20 protein-coding genes are annotated in these 22,761 nt (G+C 72.7%); 8 read left to right on the top strand and 12 right to left on the bottom strand.

All coding sequences use genetic code 11. The features are described from left to right. Nucleotides 1-17: 17 nt before the first annotated feature. Nucleotides 18-599 carry a flavin reductase family protein gene (locus V6U89_RS16440; RefSeq protein ID WP_334572037.1) on the top strand — a complete coding sequence of 194 codons (582 nt, stop codon included), beginning with the start codon at nt 18-20 and terminating at the stop codon, nt 597-599. A gap of 40 nt (nt 600-639) precedes the next feature. Further along, nucleotides 640-2,556 (top strand): flavin-containing monooxygenase, encoded by a 1,917-nt coding sequence (locus tag V6U89_RS16435; protein WP_334572036.1) that lies wholly within the window; start codon nt 640-642, stop codon nt 2,554-2,556. 46 nt (nt 2,557-2,602) lie between these two features. Here the strand turns inward: V6U89_RS16435 and V6U89_RS16430 are convergent, their stop codons facing one another. The 7 genes from V6U89_RS16430 to wrbA all read right to left on the bottom strand — a co-directional run bounded on the left by V6U89_RS16430 (nt 2,603) and on the right by wrbA (nt 8,880). After that, on the bottom strand, nt 2,603-3,583 hold the full coding sequence (locus V6U89_RS16430; protein ID WP_334572035.1) for an aldo/keto reductase: 981 nt from the start codon (nt 3,581-3,583) through the stop codon (nt 2,603-2,605). 29 nt (nt 3,584-3,612) lie between these two features. Beyond that, a complete protein-coding gene (locus tag V6U89_RS16425) occupies nt 3,613-4,644 on the bottom strand; it encodes a DUF6081 family protein (protein ID WP_334572034.1) in 1,032 nt (343 codons plus the stop codon). An 83-nt stretch (nt 4,645-4,727) separates the two neighbouring features. Further along, nucleotides 4,728-5,663: an alpha/beta hydrolase gene (locus V6U89_RS16420; protein ID WP_334572033.1), complete on the bottom strand. Its 936-nt coding sequence runs from the start codon at nt 5,661-5,663 to the stop codon at nt 4,728-4,730. An 86-nt stretch (nt 5,664-5,749) separates the two neighbouring features. After that, nucleotides 5,750-6,682 carry an NADP-dependent oxidoreductase gene (locus V6U89_RS16415; RefSeq protein ID WP_334572032.1) on the bottom strand — a complete coding sequence of 311 codons (933 nt, stop codon included), beginning with the start codon at nt 6,680-6,682 and terminating at the stop codon, nt 5,750-5,752. Further along, nucleotides 6,679-7,140 carry a lipocalin-like domain-containing protein gene (locus V6U89_RS16410; protein ID WP_334572031.1) on the bottom strand — a complete coding sequence of 154 codons (462 nt, stop codon included), beginning with the start codon at nt 7,138-7,140 and terminating at the stop codon, nt 6,679-6,681. Before V6U89_RS16410 ends, V6U89_RS16415 begins: the two co-directional genes overlap by 4 nt. 59 nt (nt 7,141-7,199) lie before the next feature. Continuing rightward, nucleotides 7,200-8,213: a DUF6081 family protein gene (locus V6U89_RS16405; protein WP_334572030.1), complete on the bottom strand. Its 1,014-nt coding sequence runs from the start codon at nt 8,211-8,213 to the stop codon at nt 7,200-7,202. Between the two features lie 64 nt (nt 8,214-8,277). Further along, nucleotides 8,278-8,880 (bottom strand): NAD(P)H:quinone oxidoreductase, encoded by a 603-nt coding sequence (gene wrbA, locus V6U89_RS16400; RefSeq protein ID WP_334572028.1) that lies wholly within the window; start codon nt 8,878-8,880, stop codon nt 8,278-8,280. Nucleotides 8,881-9,148: 268 nt separating this feature from the next. On the opposite strand from wrbA, the gene V6U89_RS16395 reads away from it, so the two are divergent. From V6U89_RS16395 to V6U89_RS16380, 4 genes are all read left to right on the top strand, one after another. Next, nucleotides 9,149-9,772: a TetR/AcrR family transcriptional regulator gene (locus V6U89_RS16395; RefSeq protein WP_334572026.1), complete on the top strand. Its 624-nt coding sequence runs from the start codon at nt 9,149-9,151 to the stop codon at nt 9,770-9,772. Between the two features lie 135 nt (nt 9,773-9,907). Next, nucleotides 9,908-11,053, top strand: coding sequence for a hydrolase (locus tag V6U89_RS16390; RefSeq protein WP_334572025.1), 1,146 nt, complete (start codon nt 9,908-9,910; stop codon nt 11,051-11,053). Then, nucleotides 11,050-12,801: an acetyl-CoA carboxylase, carboxyltransferase subunit beta gene (gene accD / locus V6U89_RS16385; protein ID WP_334572049.1), complete on the top strand. Its 1,752-nt coding sequence runs from the start codon at nt 11,050-11,052 to the stop codon at nt 12,799-12,801. Before V6U89_RS16390 ends, accD begins: the two co-directional genes overlap by 4 nt. 2 nt (nt 12,802-12,803) lie before the next feature. Beyond that, nucleotides 12,804-14,153, top strand: coding sequence for an acetyl-CoA carboxylase biotin carboxylase subunit (locus V6U89_RS16380; protein WP_334572024.1), 1,350 nt, complete (start codon nt 12,804-12,806; stop codon nt 14,151-14,153). A gap of 84 nt (nt 14,154-14,237) precedes the next feature. On the opposite strand, the gene V6U89_RS16375 is transcribed toward V6U89_RS16380, so the two are convergent. Next, nucleotides 14,238-15,860 carry an FAD-binding oxidoreductase gene (locus tag V6U89_RS16375; RefSeq protein WP_334572023.1) on the bottom strand — a complete coding sequence of 541 codons (1,623 nt, stop codon included), beginning with the start codon at nt 15,858-15,860 and terminating at the stop codon, nt 14,238-14,240. Nucleotides 15,861-16,624: 764 nt separating this feature from the next. Between V6U89_RS16375 and V6U89_RS16370 the strand changes: the two genes are divergently transcribed. Further along, nucleotides 16,625-17,407 carry an AfsR/SARP family transcriptional regulator gene (locus V6U89_RS16370; protein ID WP_334572022.1) on the top strand — a complete coding sequence of 261 codons (783 nt, stop codon included), beginning with the start codon at nt 16,625-16,627 and terminating at the stop codon, nt 17,405-17,407. A gap of 55 nt (nt 17,408-17,462) precedes the next feature. On the opposite strand, the gene V6U89_RS16365 is transcribed toward V6U89_RS16370, so the two are convergent. Then, on the bottom strand, nt 17,463-18,008 hold the full coding sequence (locus V6U89_RS16365) for an acetyl-CoA carboxylase biotin carboxyl carrier protein (RefSeq protein ID WP_334572021.1): 546 nt from the start codon (nt 18,006-18,008) through the stop codon (nt 17,463-17,465). Between the two features lie 77 nt (nt 18,009-18,085). Then, nucleotides 18,086-18,871, bottom strand: coding sequence for an SDR family NAD(P)-dependent oxidoreductase (locus V6U89_RS16360; protein ID WP_334572020.1), 786 nt, complete (start codon nt 18,869-18,871; stop codon nt 18,086-18,088). Between the two features lie 215 nt (nt 18,872-19,086). On the opposite strand from V6U89_RS16360, the gene V6U89_RS16355 reads away from it, so the two are divergent. Then, on the top strand, nt 19,087-19,518 hold the full coding sequence (locus V6U89_RS16355; RefSeq protein ID WP_210777993.1) for a nuclear transport factor 2 family protein: 432 nt from the start codon (nt 19,087-19,089) through the stop codon (nt 19,516-19,518). A gap of 105 nt (nt 19,519-19,623) precedes the next feature. Here V6U89_RS16355 and V6U89_RS16350 read toward each other — a convergent pair whose 3' ends face one another. Both V6U89_RS16350 and V6U89_RS16345 read right to left on the bottom strand, forming a co-directional pair. After that, the gene (locus V6U89_RS16350; RefSeq protein ID WP_334572048.1) at nt 19,624-20,136 is read right to left on the bottom strand and encodes a nuclear transport factor 2 family protein; all 513 of its coding nucleotides are present in this window, start codon (nt 20,134-20,136) and stop codon (nt 19,624-19,626) included. 265 nt (nt 20,137-20,401) lie between these two features. After that, complete coding sequence (locus V6U89_RS16345) at nt 20,402-22,630, bottom strand: family 43 glycosylhydrolase (RefSeq protein WP_334572018.1); 2,229 nt, start codon at nt 22,628-22,630, stop codon at nt 20,402-20,404. Nucleotides 22,631-22,761: the final 131 nt, after the last annotated feature.

Raw genomic sequence — 22,761 nt, 5'->3', positions numbered from 1 at the left:
ACGACCGGGAGATTCCGATGCGCTCAACTGATTCCACGATCAGCGACAACGGAGTCCGCCCGGTCGATCCGGCGGCCTACCGGGAGGCGATGGCCCGCTTCCCGACCGGGGTGACGATCGTGACCACGCACGACGAGGACGGCACCCCGTACGGCTTCACGGCGAGCTCGTTCTGCTCGGTGTCCCTCGACCCGCCCCTGGTGCTGGTCTGCCTGGACCGGTCGGCCAACTCGTTCCCCGTCTTCCAGCGCAGCCGCCACTTCGCGGTGAGCTTCCTGCGCGCCCACCACGTGGACCTGGCCAAGCGGTTCGCCAGCAAGAGCCCGGACAAGTTCGGCGCCGGCGGCTTCGTCCGCACCGACGGCGGGGGGACCGTGCTGCGCGAGGCGCTCGCCGCCGTCGAGTGCGTCATCGACAGCCGCCACGTGGCCGGGGACCACGTGATCCTGGTCGGCGGTGTCCAGCGGGTCCTCCTCCCCGGCGAGGGGTCGCCGGTCGTCTACTTCGACCGCGGCTTCCGCGCGCTCTGCGGCGGCGACTGCCCGCACCCGGCGGAATCCGGCGCCGGCCGTCCGGCCGGCGGGGCGAGCCGACCCTGACCTCATCCGCTCCCGAACTTTTTTCCGGAAGGCGCCTGCCATGACGTTCACCTCGGGGATCAAACCCGTCACCGTCGACGACGAGACGTTGCGGACCCACCTGCGCGACGGGGAGGCGCCCGCGCTGCTGATGACGGTGGCCCACCTGACCGGCGACCTGTCCGTGCTCCGCGACGACCTGCGCCCCAACGGCTGGCTCTTCCTGCCGCAGGGCGGGCTCTCCGCGGAGCAGCAGGCGCATGCCCGGGAGCTGGCGTTCGCGGCGTTGCGCCGCCTGCGCGACGGCGCCCCCGTGCCGCCGCTCGACCCGGCGGCCCTGCGGCACATCACCAGCTGGGCGATGGGCCGGGACACCAGCGACCTGCTTCCCCTGCTCGCCGAGGAGGTCGTGCTGCCCGGGGAGGACCCGAAGGCGCCGCAGTGGCACGGCGACGAGCTGGCCCCCGGGCACGACGTCGAGGTCGCCATCGTCGGCGCCGGCATGAGCGGCCTGCTCGCCGCGTACCGGCTCAGCCAGGTCGGGGTGCCGGTCACCATCTACGAGAAGAACAGCGACGTCGGCGGCACCTGGTTCGAGAACCACTACCCCGGTTGCCGGGTCGACGTGCCGAGCCACCTCTACAGCTACTCCTTCGCGCCCCGGCTGGACTGGACGGACCACTTCGCCACGCACGAGGCGGTGCTGGACTACTTCCGGGACTTCGCGAAGCAGACCGGGGTGCACGAGCGCATCCGGTTCGACACCGAGGTGCGCGGCGCCGAGTGGGACGAGGCGACCGGCCGCTGGCGGCTCCACCTCGACACCCCCGACGGTCCGCGTACCACCGAATGCGCCGTGCTGGTCACCGCGGTGGGGCAACTGAACCGGCCGAACGTGCCCGACCTTCCGGGGCGGACCGACTTCACCGGCCCGGCCTTCCACTCCGCGCGCTGGGACCACTCGGTGGACCTCACCGGTCAGCGGGTCGCGGTGATCGGCACCGGAGCCAGTGCCTTCCAGTTCATTCCCGAGGTGGCCGCGCAGGCCCGGGAACTGGTCGTCTTCCAGCGCAACGCGCCATGGCTGCGGCCCACGCCGCACTACCACCACGCGGTGCCCGAAGGCGCCCGCTGGCTCTACGAGCACCTGCCGTATTACGCCGCCTGGCAACGGTTCTGGCTGTTGGCGCCGGGGTTGCACGGGGTGCTGGAGGGGTGGGTCGTCGACCCGGACTACCCGCCCACCGAGCGGGCGATCTCCGCGGTCAACGAGGAGTTGCGGGCCACCCTGGCGACGTACCTGGAGGGCCAGCTCGCCGACCGACCGGACCTGCGCGACCGGGTGATCCCCCGCTACCCCGTCGGCGCGAAGCGGGTGCTGCGGGACAACGGCGCCTGGCTGTCGACGCTCAAGCAGGACCACGTGCGCCTGGTCACCGACCCGATCGAGCGGCTGACGCCGCGGGGCGTCCGCACGGCGGACGGCACCGAGCGCTCCGTCGACGTCCTCATCTACGGCACCGGCTTCCAGGCGTCGCAGTTCCTCGCCCCGATGCGGGTCACCGGTCGGGACGGTCGGGACCTGCACGAGACGTGGAACGGCGACGCCCGGGCCTACCTCGGTCTGACCGTGCCCGGCTTTCCCAACCTGTTCAGCCTGTACGGGCCGAACACCAACCTGTCGGGGCAGGGCGGCAGCATCATCTACTTCTCCGAGTGCGGCGTGACCTACCTGGTCGACGCGGTCCGTCAGCTGCTCGCCGGCGGACACCGCGCCGTGGAGGTCCGGCCGGAGGTCTTCGAGCGGCACAACGCCTGGGTCGACGAGGCCAACGCGCTGCGGGCCTGGGGCTGGTCGAAGGTGAGCAGCTGGTTCGTCAACCGGGCCGGGCGCTCCGCCCAGAACTGGCCCTTCCCGGCCCAGGAGTACTGGCGTCGCACCCGCCGGTTCGACCCGTCGGAGTACCTGATCCGCTGACCGCCCCGGCGCGGCGGCGGCCGGTCGGCCGCCGCCGGCAGCGGGGTCAGCGGTGACCGACCGGCGGGCCGGACGGGTAACGCTCGCCGGCGGCGGCGCCCGGCGGGGTCGACGCGTCGATCGCGGCGAGGTCGGCGGGGGAGAGCCGGACGCCCAGGGCGGCGACGTTCTCCTCCAGGTACCGGCGGCGCTTGGTGCCCGGGATCGGCACGACGTCCGGCCCCTGCGCCAGCACCCAGGCCAGCGCGAGCTGACCCGGGGTCACCTCCCGCTCGGCGGCCAGCTTTCGCACCCGGCCCACCAGGGCGAGGTTGTGGTCGAGGTTGTCGCCCTGGAAGCGCGGGGTCCCGCGCCGGTAGTCGTCCTGCTCGAGCTGGTCGAGGCTCGCGATCGACCCGGTCAGCATCCCCCGGCCCAGCGGGCTGTACGCGACCAGACCGATCTTCAACTCCCGCAGCGTCGGCAGCAGGTCCGCCTCCGGCTCCCGGCTGAACAGCGAGTACTCGTACTGGCCGGCGGTGACGGGGTACACGGCGTGGGCGCGGCGCACCACGTCGGCCGGTGCCTCCGAGATTCCGAGGTGCCGCACCTTGCCCGCCGCCACCAGCTCGGCCAGCGCCCCCCACGTCTCCTCGACCGGCACCGTCGGGTCCACCCGGTGCTGGTAGTACAGGTCGATGTAATCGACCCCCAGCCGGCGCAGCGACGCGTCGCAGGCCCGCCGCACGTACTCCGGGCGGCTGTTCAGCCCGAAGTAGCCGTCGTCCGGGCGGCGCTCCACCCCGAACTTGGTGGCCACCACCACCTCGTCCCGCCGCCCGGCGATGGCCTTCCCGAGCAGCTCCTCGTTGGTGAACGGCCCGTACATGTCGGAGGTGTCCAGCATGGTCACGCCGAGCTCCAGGGCCCGGCGGATGGTGGCGACCGACTCGGCGTCGTCGCGGCCGCCGTAGAACTCGCTCATGCCCATGCAGCCGAGGCCGAGCGCGGAGGTGACGAGGCGCTCGCCGAGCGTCCTGCTCTGCATCAGGGTCTTCCCTTCGGTTCCGGTGACCGTCACGGTCGTGACGGCTGGCTGGAGATCACGTAGCGGCGCAGCCGCAGTTCGGCGCCCTGGCCGAACAGCCGGCTGCCGGGCAGGCTGCTTCCGTCGACAAAGGCCTGCGGACGCGGCGCGCCGGCGACCGGGTCGAAGTAGTGGGCGTGCGCGGTGGTGAGTCGGACCAGTCCGCTGGCGCTGCGGCCCGGGAGCGCGCCGTCGAGGATGGTGAACATGCCCATCCCTCCGGCGAGCTGCCGGGGGGCGACGGTCGTCGGTTCGCCGCCGTGGTCGAGCATCAGGTGCTCGCGGGACGGCAGGGGATGGCCGATGCGGTCCACCGAGAAGACCTCCTCCCCGTCGAGGAACCAGCGCACCGTGCCGGCCGCCCGGTCGTAGGCGATCACCGCGTGGTGCTCGTCGTCGACGGTCCGGTCGGCCACCGGCACGGTGTGCAGGAAAGCGGCGTAGTCGCCGAGCTGACCGCGCGCGTGCGGCAGGCGCTCGTAGAACACGTACACCCGCTTGTTGGTGAGGAAGAAGTCGAAGACCATCGCGGTCTCGTGGTCGAGGACCGGCATCGCGACGGAGGCCAGCCGCAGGTCGTCCTCGGGGTCCGTGACCTGGTCACCGAAGGGGTGGCCGGACGTGCCGTAGGTGCGCCCCGAGAGCCACGTCTCGAACGACAGCACCCGCCCCGGTACGGCGTCGAAGCCCGGCACGCCCGTACCGGCCAGGTGCTGCGGGTAGGCCAGCCACTTGACATGGTCCAGCGCGCCGGGCACCACCGGCCCGTGCTGCGGCTCCTGCCCGAGGGTGCGGACGAAGGCCGGCTCCGCGGTGGTCGGGTGCACGCCGGACGAGACCGCCCGCAGGCCGTCGGCGGAGGTGGTGACCTCCGCGTCGTCGCCGACGTGCGGGCCGAAACCGTAGAGGCTCCACCGGGCGTCCGGCCCGGTGCAGTGAAACCCGTCCCGGAAGTCGTCCCAGACGATCCGGTACGGCTCCTCGCCGACGGTCTGGACGCCGGCGTTGGACACGGTGGTCACGGATGTGCTCCTAACCCCGGTCGGCGCGCGACCGGTGGACCGAGGGAGGGGTGGAAGCCGGGACGACCGACAGGGCGTCGCGGTCAGGCGGCCAGGCCCGCACGAAGGGCGGTCACCTGGTCGGCGAGGATCCGCCGGGAGACGGCCGCCTCGGCGACCGCGATCGAGGCGTGGAAGGTGCCGGGGTAGTAACGAAGCTCCGTGCGGACCCCCGCCTGGATGAGCCGGTGCGCGTAGTCGATCGCCTCGTCGCGCAGCGGGTCGAACTCGCAGGCCACCACGAAGGCCGGGGGAAGCCCGGCCAGGTCGGTGGCTCGGGCGGGCGCGGCCAGCGCCGGCACGTCGGCGGCGCCGGCCCGCCCGCGCAGGTAGTGACCCCAGCTCACCAGGGCGTTGGCCCGGTCCCACATCGGGGTGTCGGTGAAGGCCCGCGCCGACACGGTGTCGAGCCGGTCGTCCAGGGCGGGGAAGAGCAGGCACTGGTGCCGCAGGGCCGGGCCGCCACTGTCGCGTACGGCCAGGCAGAGCGCGGCGGCGAGGCCGCCGCCGGCGCTCTCCCCGCCGACGCCGATCCGGTCGGCGTCGACACCCAGCTCGGTCGCCTCCTTGGCGACCCACTCCAGTACCGCGTGACAGTCGTCCAGCGCGGCCGGGAACGGGTGTTCCGGGGCCAGCCGGTAGTCGACCGAGACGACGAGCGCCCCCACCTGGTCGGCGATCCGGACACAGGTGTGGTGCACGCCGTCCACGCCACCGATGACGAAGCCGCCCCAGTGCAGGTAGAGCAGCGCCGGGACCGGCCCGGCGACGGCGGGGCGGTAGAGCCGTACGGGCACGTCGGGGGCGCCCGGGGGACCGGGCGCCCGGGTGTCCGTGACCCGCACCGGCGTCGCCGGCAGGTACGGCTGCTGGTGGGCCGCGATGGCGCGGGCGGCCGCCCGCGCCGTCCCGAGGTCGGCGTAGTCGACTCTCGGCAACCGGCTGGCCGGCTCGGCCAGCTCGGGATCGAAGGCGTACACGTCATACCGCCTCTCGGGTCGGTTCCGGAAGTGCCGTCCACCGGCACCCGGGTGGGGCCGGTGGACGGCGTGGGGGGCGTGGTCGCTCAGAAGGTGACGACGACCTTGCCCCGGGTGTGCTTGCCGACGAAGTCCGCCACCGCCTGCTGCGCCTCGGTGAACGGGTACGTCGCGCCGATTTCCACCGCGAGCCCGCCGTCGGCCGCCCGGTCGACGAGGCGCTGCAGCAGCCCCTCGCTCGCCTCGATGTGCGCGTAGACGGCCGTGACGTCCCGCTCGAAGGCGGGCGGGCCGCCGGCCGGCGACACCAGGCGCCCACCCGGCCGGACCGCCGCCGCCGTGGCGGCGAGCCCCGGCCCAGCGTTGATCAGGTCGACCACGACGTCCACCCCGCCGGGCTGCGCCCGGAGGGTCTCCTCCACGGTGTCCGCGGCGGTGTAGTCGATCGCCTCCGCGGCGCCGAGACCGCGGACGTAGTCGACCTCGTCCGGCCGGGCGGTGGCCAGCACCCGGACGCCGGCCTGCGCGGCGAGCTGCACGACGAACGAACCCACTCCACCGGTGGCGCCGACGACGAGCATCGTGGAATCCGGTGCCGGATCGGCCAGTTCGACGATGTTCGCCGCGGTCATCGCGGCGACCGGCAGTGCGGCGGCGGCGACCGGGCTGAGCGCCCGCGGTCGGGCCACCACCTCGGGCCCGTCCAGCGCCAGCGCGTACTCCGCGACGGCGCCGCCGACCGGGTGGGTGAAGGCGACCACCTCGTCGCCGGGGCGGAAACGGGTCACCCCGTCACCGACCGCCTCGACGGTGCCGGCCGCGTCCAGGCCGAGCACGAACGGGTGCTGGACCGGCATGAATTCCTTCATGGCGCCGGTGGCGAGCTTGACGTCGAGCGGGTTGAGCGCCGCCGCCCGCAACCGGATCAGGATCTGGCCCGGTGCGGGGTCGGGCTTCGGCAGCTCGGCGACCACGAGCTGGTCGACGGGTCCGTAGGACTGTGCGATGAGGGCCTTCATGTCGATCGGCTTTCTTCCGAGGTGCCGGTGGCACCGGTGGTTGTCGCCCGCACCGGCGGGGCGGGCGGGTGCGGCGGCGCGGCGCGCCGCCAGGTGAGTACGCGTCGCTGCGCGCGTCCCGAGATCAGCGACGTGCCGTGCAGGACGAGCAGGTCGCCTTCCAGGGCCGCCTCGCGGACGAGTTCGGTGCCAACCATGTGCGGGTGGGCGCTGACCAGGACGGTGTGGCGGATCTCGTCGCCCACCAGCCGCCAGCTGCCGGCGTACCCCATGAACGTCTCGTCCCGCCCGGCCACTGCGGACGGGGGACCGGCGGGGCGACGGTCGGTGCGCATCATGCTGACCGACATGTGCCCGTCAGCGGTGTAGACGAGGACACCGGCCGGCGCCGGACCCAGCGGGCCCGGCGACCGGCGTCCCTCGTCGTCCAGGTCGAAGTAGGAGACGAGATGCCACACGCCCGCCAACCTCCCCACCGGGACCCGCGTCGCCGGCCGGGAGGCGGTGTCGGCCCCGGTCATCGGGCCGGACCGCGCTGCACGGTGTAGCGACGGACCGACAGCTCCGCCCCCTGACCGAAGAGCCGACTGCCCGGGCGGCTCGCCTCGTCGACGAAGCGCTGGGGGGTCGGCTCGCCGGCCACCGGGTCGACGTAGAAGCCGGGGTCACCCACCAGCCGGACCAGGCCGACGGGGGAGTGCCCGGGCAGGGCGCCGTCGAGCAGGGTGAGCATCCCCATGCCGAAGTTCAGCTGACGGGGCACGACCAGGGCCTCGGTGCCGCCGTGGTCGAGCATCAGGTGCTCCCGGCCGGGCAGGTGGTGACCGATCCGGTCGAGCCGGAACACCTCCCGCCCGTCGAGGAGCCAGCGGGCGACGCCCGCGTCCCGGTCGTACGAGAGGACCAGCTCGTGCTCGTCCTCCGGTGACCGGTCGGCCACCGGCACGCCGTACGAGAACGCCGCGTAGCGGCCCAGTTCGGCGCGGGCGAACGGGAGGCGTTCGTAGAAGGCGTACACCCGCCGGTTGGTCAGCAGGAAGTCGAAGATGACGTACGTCTCCGGATCGACGGCGTTGATCCCCGTCGAGGCGAGCCGGAGGTCGTCCTGCGGGTCGGTGACCTGGTCACCGAAGGGGTGCCCGGTGGTGCCGTGGGTGCGTCCGGACACCACGGCCGTGCCGGTGAGGACCTGTCCGGCCGGTACCTCGAAGCCCGGGGTGCCGGCCGCGGTCCGGTGGGTGGTGTAGACGAGCCACTTGACGTGGTCGAGGACGCCGGGGACCGCGCCCGGCGTGGTGTCCTGGGCGACGGTGCGGGTGAAGACCGGGCGCCCCTCGGGCCCTCCGGAGACCACCCGCAGCCCCTCGGCCGAGGTGCGCACCGTGCCGTCGTCGGCGACGTGCGGGCCGGCGGTGGTGTGGAACCACCGCGCGTCCGGCCCGGTGGTGCGGAATCCGTCGTGGAACTCGTCGTGGAAGAGGCGGTCAGGCGGAACCTCCGCGATGGACCGGGCCGGTGCCACGTCTGTCATGGGTGCTCCCTCGTGCCGGGGGTGTCCGTCGACGGTGATCTGTGCGACGTGCGGGCGGCGTGGGTCAGGCGGCGGCGAGCAGCCGGGCGCCGACCGTGGCCAGCCGGTGCCCCTGGTAGTTGGCGGCGGCGAGCACCTGCTCGCCCGGCAGGCCGCTGCCGCCGGCGTGGCCCGTGCCGTACGGGTTGCCGTGTGCGGCGTAGACGCTCGGGTCGGTGTAGCCGGGCGGGACGATCAGGCAGCCCCAGTGGTACATCGTGTTGTAGAGCGCGAGCAGGGTCGACTCGTTGCCGCCCTGCATGTTGCCCGCGCTGGTGAAGGCCGTGGCGGCCTTTCCGGACAGCTCACCGGCGGCCCAGAGCTGACCGGTGCCGTCGAGGAACTGCTTGAGCTGCGCGGAGACGTTGCCGTAACGGGTCGGGGTGCCGAAGGCGTAGGCGTCCGCCCAGCGCAGGTCGTCGTGGGTGGCGACCTCGACATCGGCGGTGGCGGTGAGGTGTGCCCGCCACGCCGGGTTGCTGTCGATCGCGGCGTCCGGGGCCAGCTCGGGGACCCGACGGAGGCGTACCTCCGCACCGGCCTTGGCGGCGCCCTCGGCTACGGCCTGCGCGAGGGCGTGCACGTTGCCGGTGGAGGAGTAGTAGATGACGGCGACCTTCGTGGTCATGGGCGTCCTTCCGCTGTCGAGGCGAGGGGCAGAGGACGGCGGGGAGCGCGCGAAGCTAAGCGGAACCCCCTCCGTTTGTGCCGAGAGTAACCGTCGTGGCGCGTGCGTGCAACGACCCTCGTCCTGCCGTCCGGTCCGTCGCCCGATCGGGCATCCCCCGATCGGCGGTGGTCGGGTCCTGCGGGTGGTTTTCCCGCAGCACCGGCACAATGGAGCAACCCGCGCCCCGGGTGGCACCGGTCGGCGCCGACCGAGGGAGGGGCCAAAGGTGGCCGAACAACCTCCGGCCGAGCGGACACCCGTGGCGCTCAGCCTGCCGATCGCTGGTCGACCGGTCGAGCGCGCCGACGCCGCGCGGAACCGGCGCAAGATCCTGACGGCGGCGGCGGGAATCGTGTCCCGGGCCGGCATCACCGCCCTGTCGCTCGACGAGGTGGCCCGGATGGCCGGGGTGGGCGTGGGCACGGTCTACCGCCGGTTCGGTGACCGGGCCGGGCTGATCTTCGCCCTGCTGGACGAGGAGGAGCGGCAGTTCCAGTCCGCCTTCATGCAGGGCCCGCCGCCGCTGGGCCCCGGCGGCCCGCCCGCCGAACGCGTCCGCGCGTTCCTGCACGCGCTCGTCGACCGGGTCGAGGCACAGCGGGAACTGCTGGTCGCCGCCGAGACCAGCTCGCCGACGGCCCGGTTCACCAGCGGCCCGTACACCATCTACCACATCCACCTGGTCACGCTGCTCGGCCTCGCCCGGCCCGGGGTGGACGCCCACTTCGTGGCCGCGGCGCTGCTGGCCCCCCTCTCCGCCACGTTCCTGACCTTCCAGCGGCGGGAGCGCGGGTTCGCGGTCGACGCGATCAAGGCAGGCCTCGACGACCTGCTGGGCCTGGGTCTGTAGTCGGTGCTCCAGCCGGGGTCGAGTCGTCTTCGACCGACCCCGGCGATGGTCACCACGGGACACGGCACGGCGGGACCAACCGCCCCCGCCGACCGCGCCGTCGGATGTCCCGCCCGGACCGAGGAGGCATCCACCATGCGCGAGCAGAGTTCACCGGCCACGCGTCTCACGCCCACCGCGGTGGCGGACCTCGCCGCGGTGGCGGCACGCTGCGCCGCCGCGTCCGAGGCCGACCGCCGGCTCGACCCGGACGTCGTGCACGCCCTGATCGACGCCGGGTTCGCGCGTCACTTCGCGCCGACCCGACACGGCGGCAACGCCGGCACCTTCACCGACCTGACCCGCGCCGTCGCCCGGATCGGCGAGGCCTGCACGGCGACGGCCTGGTGCGCCTCCCTGGTGGCGAACCTGGGCCGGATGGCGGGCCTGCTCCCGGCCGAGGGCCAGGCGGAGGTGTGGGCGGACGGTCCCGACGCGGTGGTGGTGGGGTCGCTGAGCCCGACCGGCGATGCCGAGCCCGTCTCCGGCGGCTGGCGGCTCTCCGGGCGGTGGGCCTACATCAGTGCCGTGGGCTTCGCGGACTGGGCGCTGCTCTGCGGCCAGGTCCCCTCCGACGGCCCGCCGGCGGCGCGGGTGTTCGCCGTGCCGCGCGCCGCCTGCGAGATCACCGACACCTGGTTCAACGTGGGGATGGCCGCGACCGGGAGCAACACGGTCGTCGTGCGGGACGTCCTCGTCCCGGACGCCAGGTCCTTCGACCGCGCGCACCTGTTCACCGGCGCCGCGGCCGCCTCCACCGAGCCGTGTCACGTGGTGCCGCTAGCGGCGGTCAACGGGCTGTCGTTCGTCGCCCCCGTGCTGGGTGCGGCGCGCGGGATGGAACGGGCCTGGACCGCCCACGTCGCCGAGAAGATCCGCTCCGCCGCCGCCGGGTCCGGCCCGGTGCCGCCCCGGCGCGTCGAGCAGGACGTCACCCTCGCCCGGACCGCCGGCGAGATCGACGCCGCGGAACTGCTACTGGACCGGGCGGCGGCCGCCGCCGACCAGGGCGCCGGCATCACCCCGCTGGAGACCAGCCGCAACCTGCGGGACTGCTCGCTCGCCATGGACCTGCTCGTCGAGGCGGTCAACCGGCTGTTCCGGGCGGCCGGCACGTCCGGGCACGCGACCAGCAGCCCGATGCAGCGCGCCTGGCGTGACGTCAACACCGCCAGCAGTCACGTGGCGCTGCAGTTCCCGCCCGCCGCCAGCGCCTACGCGGACCAGGTGTTCAAGATCTGAGCCCTGCGCCCGCCGATCGGCTTCCGTCGCGAGGAGAACACATGTCCCGCACCACAGCTGTTTCCACCGACACCGACTGGCTGCTGTGCCGGGGTTGCCGCACCCCGGTCTACGGCAAGCGCCTGATCCGCAACCACCGGGTCTGCCCCGAGTGCGGCCTGCACCTGCCGCTCACCGCCGAGCAGCGGCTCGGGATGCTGGCCGACGAGGGGCGCTACGAGCCGCTGGCCGTCACGGTGACCAGCAGTGACCCGCTGCGCTTCGTCGACCGGGTGCCCTACGCCGACCGGCTCGCCGACGCCCGCGCCCGCACCGGACTGAACGAGGCGGTGCTGTGCGCCCGGGCCACGGTGGAGGGTGTCCCGGCGATCCTGGCGGTGATGGACTTCCGCTTCCTCGGCGGCAGCCTCGGCAGCGCCGTCGGCGAGCTGATCACCATCGCCGCCGAGACGGCGCTGGCCGAGCACACGCCGCTGATCATCGTGACGGCCTCGGGCGGCGCGCGGATGCAGGAGGGGGCGCTGTCGCTCATGCAGATGGCCAAGACCAGCGCCGCGCTGGGCGCCCTGGACCGGGCCGGTGTGCTGACCGTCTCGGTGATCACCGACCCGACGTACGGCGGGGTGGCCGCCTCCTTCGCGACGCTCGCCGACGTGATCGTCGCCGAGCCCGGGGCCCGGCTGGGCTTCGCCGGTCGCCGGGTCATCGAGCAGACCATCCGCCAGGTCCTGCCCGAGGGGTTCCAGACGGCCGAGTTCCTGCTGGCCCGCGGGATGATCGACATGATCGTCGAGCGTGGGCGACTGCGCCAGGAACTGGGCCGGCTGCTGCGCGCGGCCACCTTCACCGGCGTACGCTCCGGCGGCCCCGCGCCGGCGGACCCGGTCGTCCGTGACCACCGTGCGCTGCCCGAGCCGGACCCGTGGCGGCACGTCTCCCAGGCGCGGGACCTCACCCGGCCGACGACGCTGGACTACCTGTCCCTCGCCTTCACCGAATTCCAGGAGCTGCACGGGGACCGGATCTCCGGCGACTGTCCAGCGGTGGTGGGTGGAACCGCGTGGCTGGACGGCCGGCCGGTGCTGGTGCTCGGCCAGCAGAAGGGGCACGACCCGGCCGAGCTGATGCGCCGCAACTTCGGCATGCCGGTGCCGGCCGGCTACCGGAAGGCGGCCCGGCTGATGCGTCTGGCCGAGAAGCTGGACCTGCCGATCGTCACGCTCGTGGACACCCCCGGTGCCTATCCGGGAGCGGACGCCGAGGAGCAGGGCCAGGCGGTGGCGATCGCCGAGAACCTGCGCCTGATGGCCTTCCTGTCGGTGCCGGTGGTGACGGTGATCATCGGGGAGGGTGGCAGCGGTGGCGCGCTCGGCCTCGCGGTGGCCAACCGGGTACTGATGTTCTCGAGCAGCGTCTACTCGGTGATCAGCCCCGAGGGCTGCGCCGCGATCGTCTGGAAGGACCCGGCCGCGGCCCCGCGTGCCGCCGCGGCGCTCGGGCTGGACGCCCGGGAGCTGCTGCGCCTCGGTGTGGTCGACGGCGTACTGGTCGAGCCGGAGGGCGGCACGGGGGCGGATCCGCTGCGTGCCGCCGAGCTGCTCGGCGCGGCCCTGCGGGCGAGCCTGCACGAGCTGGGCGCGCTCGCCCCCGACCAGCTCGGCGCCGACCGGCGGGCCCGCTTCCGCCAGTTCGGTTCGGCCGTGACCGTGGAGGCGGAGCTGTTGACGATCGGCGGAGAGGTGCATTGAGCATGTTCAAGAAGATCCTGATCGCCAACCGGGGCGAGATCGCCCTGCGGATCGCCCGTTGCTGCCGGGAGCTCGGGATCCCGACGGTCGCCGTGCACTCCACCCGGGACCGCGACTCGGCCGTCGTCCAGCTCGCCGACCAGGCGGTGCAGATCGGTCCGGCGCCACCCACCCGCAGCTACCTGAACGCGGCTGCCGTGCTCCAGGCCGCCGAGCAGTCGGGCGCCGACGCCATCCATCCCGGGTACGGGTTCCTCTCCGAGTCACCCGACTTCGCCGACGCGTGCGAATCGCTCGGCGTCACCCTGATCGGTCCGCCCGCCTCCGTGATGGCGGAGCTGGGCGACAAGACGTCGGCCCGGGCCCTGATGACCCGCGCCGGCCTGCCGCTGCTACCGGGCAGCGTCCAGCCGCTGAGCCCCGAGGCGGCCGAGGAACTGGCGGCGACGATCGGGTTCCCCGTCATCGTCAAGGCCGCCGCGGGCGGTGGCGGCCGCGGCATGCAGGTCGTCCACGACCGGGACAGCTTCCTCGACGAGTACCGCAGGACCCAGGCGACGGCTCAGATGCTCTTCGGCGACGGCCGGGTGTATGTCGAGAAGTACCTCCGCGACGCCCGGCACGTGGAGATCCAGGTGCTCTGCGACCGGTACGGTCACGCCGTGCACCTGGGGGAGCGGGACTGCACCGTGCAGCGACGCCACCAGAAACTGGTGGAGGAGACGCCGGCGCCGGAGCTGCCCGTCGACCTCACCGAGCGGATGGGGCGCTCCGCCGTCGACGGCGCGCTCGCGGCCGGTTACGTCGGCGCCGGCACCTTCGAGTTCCTGGTCGATCCCGACGGCAGCTACTACTTCATGGAGGTCAACTGCCGCATCCAGGTGGAGCACCCGGTGACGGAGATGGCGACCGGCATCGACCTGGTGCGGGAGCAGATCAAGATCGCCGCGGGCGAGCCGCTCGCGTTCACGCAGGACGACGTGCGGCCCCGCGGGGTGGCGATCGAGTGCCGGATCAACGCGGAGGACCCGGCGCGGGACTTCGCCCCGGCGCCCGGCCTGGTGACGGAGTTCGTGCCACCCGGCGGCCCGTTCGTCCGGGTCGACTCCCATGTGCACGCCGGCTACGAGGTGCCGCCGAACTACGACTCGCTCCTGGCCAAGCTGGTGGTCTGGGCGCCCCGCCGCGACGAGGCCATCGCGCGCATGCTGCGGTCCCTGGCCGAGTTCCGCATCTCCGGGCCCCGCGTGCACACCACGGTGGACTTCCTGCGTCAGGTGCTCGACGATCCCCGGTTCCGGACCGCCACGCACACCACGGCCCTTGTCGACCAGCTGACGGACCGACGGTAACGGCGGCGCCGGACCCGGTCCGGCGCCGCCGTCTCGTGGCGCGGCTCTCGGCGCCGGCCCCTCTCGGGGCCGGCGCCGATCGCGTCAGGGCAGCGTGATCGACTGCGAGTGCCGGAAGAAGTTCGTCGGATCCCAGCGGGCCTTCACCTGCTGCAACCGGGGGTAGTTCTCCTTGTAGTAGAGGGTCGACCACGGTACGCCGGAGCGGTTGATCTCGGGGTCGCGGATGTCCATGTCCGGCGAGTTGATGTAGCAACCGTCGGTCTGGTCGTTCGGCACCGGGTAGCCGCCGGTGGCGGCGAACGTCTGGCCGTAGATGTCGCGGAGCCAGCCGACGTGCTGGGCGTCCTCCGCCGGGTTGATCCAGAAGTTCTCGTAGAGGGCCAGGAACGCCGAGTTGCGGTGCGGGTACGCGGTGGCGGTGGTCGCCACCCTGTTGACCTTGCCGCCGGCGACCCCGGTGAGCTGGAGGGTCGCGTTGGGGTTCGCGTAGTCCTGGCGGGTCAGGTTCCGCCAGAGGGCCGCGATCTGGGTGTCGGTGAAGCTGCGGCGTAGGTACGCGGACTTCACCGCGCTGCGCATCGTCGGGTCCAGCATGGTGGCCGGGTTGCTGGTGCCGATGAGCCGGGTGGCCGCCAGCCACCGCAGCCGCCGGGGCGGGTAGGGGGCGGTGATACCGGTGTCCCGGGTGACGGCGGCGAGGTAGTCGGCGAGCAGCCTCTCGGCGTCGGGCACGGCCGCGTCGATCTGGGTCAGCAGCCCGATGCCCCCGGCGGACCGGTGCGGGATGAACGCCACCCCGGACAGCGCCGTGTAGGGGGAGTCGGCGCCGGCGTTCTGCGCGTACCAGGTGCCGAAGTTCCGCACGAGGGTGGTGAACCTGGCCTGGTCGAGGGTCACCCAGGGCACCGGCACGTTGCTGACGAGCACCTCGCGCGGCGGACGGGGCAGCTGCTGACCGGGGATGGTGCCGGAGGCGTTCGGCGAGCGGAACCAGTAGCGGGTGATGATGCCGAAGTTGCCGCCTCCGCCGCCCGCGCACGCCCACCACAGGTCCCGGTTCGGGTCGGTGGAGCCGCGGGAGGCGACCACGAGCCGGGCGACGCGGTTCGCGTCGACGACGACCATCTCGACCGCCTCGATGTGGTCGGCGACGACCCCGTGGCTGCGGGAGAGCAGTCCGTAGCCGCCGCCGGTGGCGTGTCCGCCGATGCCCACGGTCGGGCAGACGCCGGCGGGCAGGGTGACGTTCCAGCCCTTCTGCAGCGTCTCGTACACGGCGATGAGCAGGGCCCCGGGCTCCACCGCGAAGGCCTGGCGGTTCTGGTCGTAGGAGATCCGGTTCATCGCCGACATGTCGATGACGACCTTGCTGGCGGAGTGGTAGACGAAGTCCGCGTAGCAGTGCCCGCCGCTGCGCACGGAGACCCGCTTGCCGGCGTCGACCGCCTCCTGCACCGCCTGCAGCACCTGGGCGGACGAGGTGACCAGCCGTACGGCGTCGGGCGTCGCGACCCACCGCTGGTTGTTGCCGACGACGAGGTCGGGGTAGCGCGGGTCGCCCGGGGTGACCGTCAGCGCGGGGGTCGTGGTTGTCGTGGTGGTCGTGGCGGCCTGCGCGGGCGCTCCCGTGGCCATGCCCGCCACGGCCGTACCCGCGACCGCGGCGGTCCCGCTGAGCAGGCTTCTCCTGCTGATGTGTGCCATGCCGTTCCTTCCCATTCGCGTTCTCGGGTGCGCGGACGTGTCCGGCGGGACCGGAAGATCGCGCGGGCGGACCGTTCGGGAAGAGACGCGGAGTTCGCGCGTGATTTCCGGCGCATGTGAGGCCCGTCGGCCCGGATCGGGTCGAGAGCGAGTGCCGGATTCCACCCCCGTGGATGCTCGCCCGGTCCCGTGCATCGGTTGCTGTCGGAACACTGAGCCGCAATCAATACGGTATTCGCGACGTCAATTCCGAAACAGCGTCGGAAGGTCCGATGTGATCACCCGAATGGGGGACTCCTGTTGGTTTTCCGTCACCACTTCGTTGATCTGGTGAATAGCTGACGATGAAAGCGAATTCCGGTGTCCGAATCCTCCCCTTCTTTACGTATGTCGGGACGCGATATCTGATGGATACAGACATCGATGTGACAGTGCGCTTCGTCACAGTTAGGCAATCACCTCGCCCGTGGCCGAGAAATCGCGCCTCTTCCTGCGGAAACAGTCCCTTGCCGGGCCCTCGGTGATCGGGAAACGGGTGGTCCTGAGGAGTGGCGAGCATGTGTAAACTGGCGCACAGTAGCGGGAAGTGGAGGGTCCTCCACTTTGCTGGTCCGAGGGGGTGACCATCGCCGTGACAAGGGAATCGGCCGCACGTCCTGACTTCTCACCGGCGTGGGGGCGGTGCGGATCAGACCGCTTTCCGGCTGTCCTTCCGGTCTATCGAAACCGACGGCATAAGCACCGTGAGCGACGGGGGAGTGCGTATGAGGTTCAACGTTCTGGGCCCACTGGAAATCATCACGGATGACGACAGGTCGATCGATGTGAGCCCGTCGAAAACCGGGCAGGTGCTGGCGTTGCTGATCGCCCGGTGCCCCGATGCGGTGGCGGTCGACACCCTCATTAGGGAATTGTGGGGCGAGAAGCCTCCGCGCAGCGCGGTCACCACCCTTCAGACGTACATCTACCACGGCCGGCGGATGTTGGCGCGGGAGTTGTCACCGCTCGGTCAGGACCTGGTGTCGACCAGGGCGCCCGGTTATGCCATGCGGATCGCGGCGCAGGACGTGGACGTGAATGTCTTCGAACGACTCGTGCAACGGGCGCGTGAATTGTTGGTTGACGACGAGCCGGAGGCGGCGCTGCGTGAACTCCGCACGGCACTCGACCTCTGGCGGGGTCCGGCGTTCGCCGGTCTGGCGGTCGGGGAGGTGCTGGCCGCGCACATCGCCCACCTCGACGAGGTGCGACTCCAGGCGACCCACCTGAGGATCACCGCGGAGCGCCGGCTCGGCCGCCACCTGGAACTCGTGGCGGAACTGCGTGCCCTCGTGGCAGCCCATCCGCTCAACGAGTCCTTCCACGCTCAGTTGATCGAAGTGCTCTACGAGTCGGGCCGCCGGGCGGAGGCGTTGCAGGCATATCAGAACCTGCGCGGCATCCTTGCCCGTGAGCTCGGGGTCGAGCCGACCGTCCAGATGCAACGCCTGCAGCTGACCGTCCTGCAGGGGGAGGACAGCCGGCTCGCCGGGCTGGCCTCCCGGTGACCAGCCGGCCCCGCCCGGTCGTCCGCGATGCTGACGACCGGGCGGAGCGGGCCGGTCAGGAGTCCTCGGGGACGTTGATGAGGAAGAGCGGGTCGTCGTACTCCACCGGCTCGCCGTTGTCGTGCAGCACCGCGCTGACCGTGCCGTGCACCGTGGACTCGACCGGGATCATCAGCTTCATCACCTCCACGATCGCCAGCTGCTGGCCCGGGCTCACCGTGTCGCCCACCGAGACGAACGGCGGGGCGCCGGGTGACGGCGCGTGGAACAGGATCCCGACCGCCGGTGAGCGGACCTGGTGGCCGTCCGGCTCGACGGCGAGGGGGGTGGAGCCGCGGGGAGGCGCCACCGCCACCGCCACGGGAGCGTCGGTGGCGGCGTGGGCGGTGGTCGGTTCCACCGGCCACTCGGCCTCGACCGTCACGCCGCCGGCTCGCACGCGCAGGGCGCTCGGGGTACGGCCGAAACCCGTCAGCAGTTCCAGTGTGCTGCTGCGGACCAGTTCCAGCGCGGCCTGCATGTCCCGCATCGCCCGGGGGTCGTGGTCGTCGGGCGTCTCCTCCGGTGGCCGGTGCGGCGCCCGGGTGGTGTCACTCGTCATGACGGTGCCTCTCCTCGAAACCGTGCCGGGTCCGGCTGCTCGATCCGTGTCCGGCCGGGCCGGTGTCCCGTGACCTGTCAGTAGTTGCCGAGCCCACCGCAGACGTTCATCGCCTGCGCGGTCACCGCGGCGGCGCCGTCGCTCATCAGGTACGACACCATTGCGGCGACCTCCTCCACCTCGACGTAGCGGCCGATCGGGACCCGTCCGGTGATCCGGGCGTGGGTCTCGGCCTCGTCGACGCCCCAGATGTCCGCGTAGTGCTCCCGCACCCGTTCGGCCATGGGGGTCTCCACGAACCCGGGGCACACCGCGTTCACGGTGATGCCGGTCTTCGCCAGCTCCAGGCCGAGGGCCTTGCTGAAACCCACCACGCCGTGCTTCGAGGCCGAGTAGGGGGCGGCGTGGACCACACCCTGCTTGCCGCCGGTGGAGGCGATGTTGATGACGCGACCCCGGCCCCGCGCCAACATGCCGCCGGTGGTGAGGACCTGCTTGGTCATCAGGAACACGCTGTTGAGGTTGGTGTTGATGACGTCGAACCAGAGTTCGTCGTCGATCTCGGCCGTGGCGCCGCCGCCCGGGCGTCCGGCGTTGTTGACCAGGACGTCGATCGGCCCGTACCGCTCCACCGCCGCGCTCACGAACCGCGTGACGTCCTCCGCGGACCGCACGTCGCAGCTACGGCCGTCGACGTCGAGGCCCTCCGACTGGAGGCTCTTGACGGTGTCCGCGACCGCCGACTCTCGGCGGGAACAGAGGTAGACCCGTGCCCCGCTGCGAGCAATGGACCGGGCGACCGCCAGCCCAATTCCGCTGGTGGCCCCAGACACGATCGCGACTCGCTGGCTCTGCTCCGACATTGGCTCCCCTTCACCCGCACGGCCGACTGTGACGCCGCCGAGGATCACCGTCCGTCCTCGAACACCGGTCGAGGGTGCCTGGAGAGCCGGGTGTCGCCGCCGGGCCGGGGACTGCCCGGCCTTCGAGCCGGATTCGAGTCCGGACGGTCATCGTGGTGCCGCCGGGGCCCGCCCTCCGGTGCCCCTGTCCAGGCCAGCCATCCCGGAGGTCACCCATGCCGACGTCCACCTCGTTCACCGAGCTGTACACGGAGGTCCAGCAGTTCTACGCGCGGCAGATGCGCCAGCTCGACGAACGCAAGTTGGAGGCCTACGCCGAGACGTTCACCGAGGACGCGGAGTTCGGCCACACGCCGGGACGGGAACCGGCCCGGACCCGGGCCGGCATCGCCGCCGACCTGCACGAGTTCCACAAGCGGTTCGAGAACGACCCGGTGCAGCGCCGGCACTGGTTCAACATGATCGACCTCGAACCGCAGGACGACGGGAGCATCCGCTCGACCTGCTACGCGCTGGTGATCACGACGCGCCCGGGTGGTAAGCCGGACATCGCGCCGAGCTGCGTCGTCCGGGACGTGATCGTGCGCGGCGAGGACGGCGGTCTGCTGCTGCGCTCCCGCAAGGTCGAGCACGACCAGCTCTTCTGAGCCAGCGCCGTGCCGGTCGCCCGTCGACGCACTCAGCCCGGGCGGGGCGGTCGTGCCGCCCGGGCGACGGCGTCGTACGTGCCGTCGGCCGGGCGGCCTGACCGGTCAGGCCCCGGCGGGCGGGGGGATGAGCACGACCTGCGATGCGGTCGACATCCACGTGGGTCGAATCTCGAGGCGGGAGAACCGCCAGCCGTCGGCGGTGCGGACGAAGTCGAAACGGTAGTCGCCGGCGAGGACCCGGACGGCCGGCGGGTCGTTCTCGACGAAGACGGCGGTCAGGTTCGCCTGCCCCGATGCCCGGTCGCCGTCCTGCTCGACGAGCAGGTGCGCCATCGAGTGCTGGAGCCGGTGGTAGTGGGCGTGGTGCTGCCGCGCCTGCTCGACCAGGCGGGTACGGCCCTCGTCGGTGCCGCCCGGCGTCACGGCGACCGCTTCCGGCATGAACAGCTCGTCCGCGCCGCCGAGGCAGCGGCCGTCCAGCCACCTGCCGAGCCGGGCCACCAGGTCGGAGATCTCGCGGTGGTCGGTGAGTGCCCGGAGTTCACGCCGGAGCGCGACGAGTTCCTCGTCGGGCGTCGGTGCGGTCCGGATCGTGCCGGTGGAGTCCTGCGTCATGGTCACCTCGAGAGTCCTGGATGTCGTGCCGTCGCGGCCGCCGTCGGGTGCGTCGGCGCGCTCCGATCACGGCACCGGTCGACGCCTGCCGCGGGCGCGGATGGCCGGGCCCAAGGGGCCGCCTTCCGTTCTAGCCGAGTCGGGACCGGCTGTGGCGCGATGCAGGATTCCAGACCGGACTCGAATCCGACTCGAAGCGCGCCCGCCTCGGGCGGGGCCGGCCGGGCGGGTGCGGCGCGACGTCGGCGCGCACCCGCCCGGGGACTCATCTGTGGAAGCGGACGTAGTCGAAGACCGCGGTCACCGGCGGTTGCGCCCCGCCGTGCGCGATCAGGCCGATCCGCGGGGTGGTGTCGGCGGGGAAGGTCCACACCCCACCCCACGTCCAGCGCGTCCCGTCCCGGCTGGAGCCGGCCCGGAACTCGTGCTCGCCGGTGGCTGGGTCGACCCGGTGGGCCAGCCGCAGCCAGGTGGTGGGGGCCGGGGTGCCGACGATGTTCCCGCCGTAGACGGGCTGGCCGGCGAAGGGCAGCTCGTAGCCGTACTCGACCTGGCGGGTGTTCCAGATCGCCACCTGGGCCAGCCGGGCGAACCGGTCGTCATCGACGTACGCGACCAGGCCGGCCTGCTGATAGTTGCGGACCGTCTCCTCGCCCAGGTCGAGGGTCACCTTCGTCTCGACCACGTAGTCGCCGGTCGGCGCGTCGCGCAGCAGCACCCCGGCGGTGTTGCCGGTGCCGGTGAGGTCCGCCGCCTGCACCGGCCAGCGCAGCGCGCCACCGGAGACGGTCGCCGCCGGATCCTGGCGGACCCAGCGCCAGGCCGGGTCGAGGCCGTCGGCGAACTCGTCGGAGTACGCCGGCACCACCCCGCCGACGCGGGGCTCCGGCACCGCCGGTGGGGCCGGCCGGTGCAGCCGCGCGACGCTGACGTTGTCGAACTCCGCCGCGCCGCCGGTCGCGCCGACGGCGAGCCGGCCGACCGTCGGCCGGGTCAGCCGCAGCGACACCACGGCGAGCTGGTCACCGAGCCGGGCCGGGCTCAGCTCGGCGACGAGTTGCCGGCCGCGCACCTCGACGGCGAGGTGGTGCGGGTCGGCGGGGTCGAGAGCGGCGGGCAGGGGCGCGCTCGCCGTCGTGCCGCCCGCCTCCCGGGCGACGAGCCGGCCGGTGGCGGTGTCGAGGCGTGCCTCGACCCGGCCGACGGTCAGTCCGGCCGCCGCCGCACCAGTGAGCCGCAGGTCGGCCTCCGTGCGCAGGTCGCCGCCGGTCACCGTGCGGCTGGTCAGCGCGCCGGTGCCGGTGAGGCGGCCGTCGGTGACCCGCCACGCGCCGCTGCCGGTCCAGCCGCTCAGAGCAGCCGGGGAGTCGAAGCGGGCGTCGAGTCGGGCGGTGGTCACCGGTGCCCGGCGGTCGCCGTCGGACGGGCCGGCGCCGGCGTTGACCTGCGGCCAGCCGTCGATCCAGTCGAGGCGGTCGATCAGCATCGGCCGCTCGTTGATGCCGAACGGCTCGTCCAGGTACGGGTCGGCCCGGTCGATGGCGTGGTAGACGATCCAGTCCTGTCCGGACAGGTCGGTGAGGAACCCGTTGTGCCCGGTGCCGATCCAGCGGTTGCCGTTCTGGGTGAGCACCGGCGTGCCGCCGGCCCGGGAGGCGGTCAGCGGGATGCCGTCGCGGTCGACGAACGGCCCGCGCGGGCTCGTCGCGCGGCCCACCTGGACGGAGTAGCCGGTGGCCGGGCCGGCGCAGCAGTTGGCGGTGGAGGCGAAGAGGTAGTACCAGCCGTCGTGGCGCAGCACGTAGCTGCCCTCGAACTTGTTGTCGATGGCGACCAGGGTGGGCGTGCCGACCGCGCGCAGCCCGTCGGCGGAGAGCTCGGTGACCGAGATGCCGCCGTAGTAGCTGCCGTAGTAGAGGTAGTGCTTCCCGTCGACGTCGGTGAACTCCGACGGGTCGATGGTCCAGAGCCAGCCACCGCCGCCGCCGGGACGGGGCGCCACCACCGGCTGGTCGGTGAAGGTCCACGGACCGGTCGGGGTGGGGGCGGTGGCCGCGCCGACGGCGAAGTCGCCGCCGTCGGGGGAGACGGTGGTGTCGGTGACGGTCACGTACATGACCCACCGGTCGCCGACCCGTCGCACGTCGGGGGCCCAGAAGCCGGCGTCGGCCGTGGCGTACGGCGGGCGTTGGTCGGGGCCGAAGGCGTCGCCGAGGTAGGTCCAGTCGACCAGGTCGGCGGAGCGGGCGGTGGGCACCCGGTGGAACCGCTTCTCGCCCTCGCGCAGCGGGTCGGTGGTGCCGTAGGCGTACCAGAAGCCGTCGTCGCCGCGGACGACGACGGGGTCGGCGAAGGTGTCGGCGAATCCGGCGGAGACCGGGTTGCGGTAGCGGTCGGGGGCGTCGGCTGCGGCGGTGGCGGGCGCGGAGGCGACCGCCGCCAGGAGCAGACCGAGTACGGCGGCGAGCGCGCCGCCGCGGCGGAGTTGACCCATCAGACCTGCCTCGGTTGGGGTGAATGGTGGTCGGTGCGTCATCCCGTCCAGTTCTACAACGATGAATACAACGATGTAAAGGCGTCGGCACGGGTCGGCGTCCACCGAACCGTCGCCGTGGCACCATCGGC

The organism is Micromonospora sp. CPCC 206171, from assembly GCF_036906755.1.
Lineage (GTDB): Bacteria > Actinomycetota > Actinomycetes > Mycobacteriales > Micromonosporaceae > Micromonospora > Micromonospora purpureochromogenes.
This window is presented reverse-complemented; position numbering and strand designations above follow the sequence as displayed.

What these genes read in the sequence shown, in the direction of transcription:
- V6U89_RS16350 (WP_334572048.1), bottom strand. Translation starts at nt 20,136, where the DNA reads ATGACGCAGGACTCCACCGGCACGATCCGGACCGCACCGACGCCCGAC.
- wrbA (WP_334572028.1), bottom strand. Translation starts at nt 8,880, where the DNA reads ATGACCACGAAGGTCGCCGTCATCTACTACTCCTCCACCGGCAACGTG.
- V6U89_RS16440 (WP_334572037.1), top strand. Translation starts at nt 18, where the DNA reads ATGCGCTCAACTGATTCCACGATCAGCGACAACGGAGTCCGCCCGGTC.
- V6U89_RS16365 (WP_334572021.1), bottom strand. Translation starts at nt 18,008, where the DNA reads ATGACGAGTGACACCACCCGGGCGCCGCACCGGCCACCGGAGGAGACG.
- V6U89_RS16370 (WP_334572022.1), top strand. Translation starts at nt 16,625, where the DNA reads ATGAGGTTCAACGTTCTGGGCCCACTGGAAATCATCACGGATGACGAC.
- V6U89_RS16355 (WP_210777993.1), top strand. Translation starts at nt 19,087, where the DNA reads ATGCCGACGTCCACCTCGTTCACCGAGCTGTACACGGAGGTCCAGCAG.
- V6U89_RS16380 (WP_334572024.1), top strand. Translation starts at nt 12,804, where the DNA reads ATGTTCAAGAAGATCCTGATCGCCAACCGGGGCGAGATCGCCCTGCGG.
- V6U89_RS16375 (WP_334572023.1), bottom strand. Translation starts at nt 15,860, where the DNA reads ATGGCACACATCAGCAGGAGAAGCCTGCTCAGCGGGACCGCCGCGGTC.
- V6U89_RS16430 (WP_334572035.1), bottom strand. Translation starts at nt 3,583, where the DNA reads ATGCAGAGCAGGACGCTCGGCGAGCGCCTCGTCACCTCCGCGCTCGGC.
- V6U89_RS16345 (WP_334572018.1), bottom strand. Translation starts at nt 22,630, where the DNA reads ATGGGTCAACTCCGCCGCGGCGGCGCGCTCGCCGCCGTACTCGGTCTG.
- V6U89_RS16435 (WP_334572036.1), top strand. Translation starts at nt 640, where the DNA reads ATGACGTTCACCTCGGGGATCAAACCCGTCACCGTCGACGACGAGACG.
- V6U89_RS16360 (WP_334572020.1), bottom strand. Translation starts at nt 18,871, where the DNA reads ATGTCGGAGCAGAGCCAGCGAGTCGCGATCGTGTCTGGGGCCACCAGC.
- V6U89_RS16390 (WP_334572025.1), top strand. Translation starts at nt 9,908, where the DNA reads ATGCGCGAGCAGAGTTCACCGGCCACGCGTCTCACGCCCACCGCGGTG.
- V6U89_RS16415 (WP_334572032.1), bottom strand. Translation starts at nt 6,682, where the DNA reads ATGAAGGCCCTCATCGCACAGTCCTACGGACCCGTCGACCAGCTCGTG.
- V6U89_RS16405 (WP_334572030.1), bottom strand. Translation starts at nt 8,213, where the DNA reads ATGACAGACGTGGCACCGGCCCGGTCCATCGCGGAGGTTCCGCCTGAC.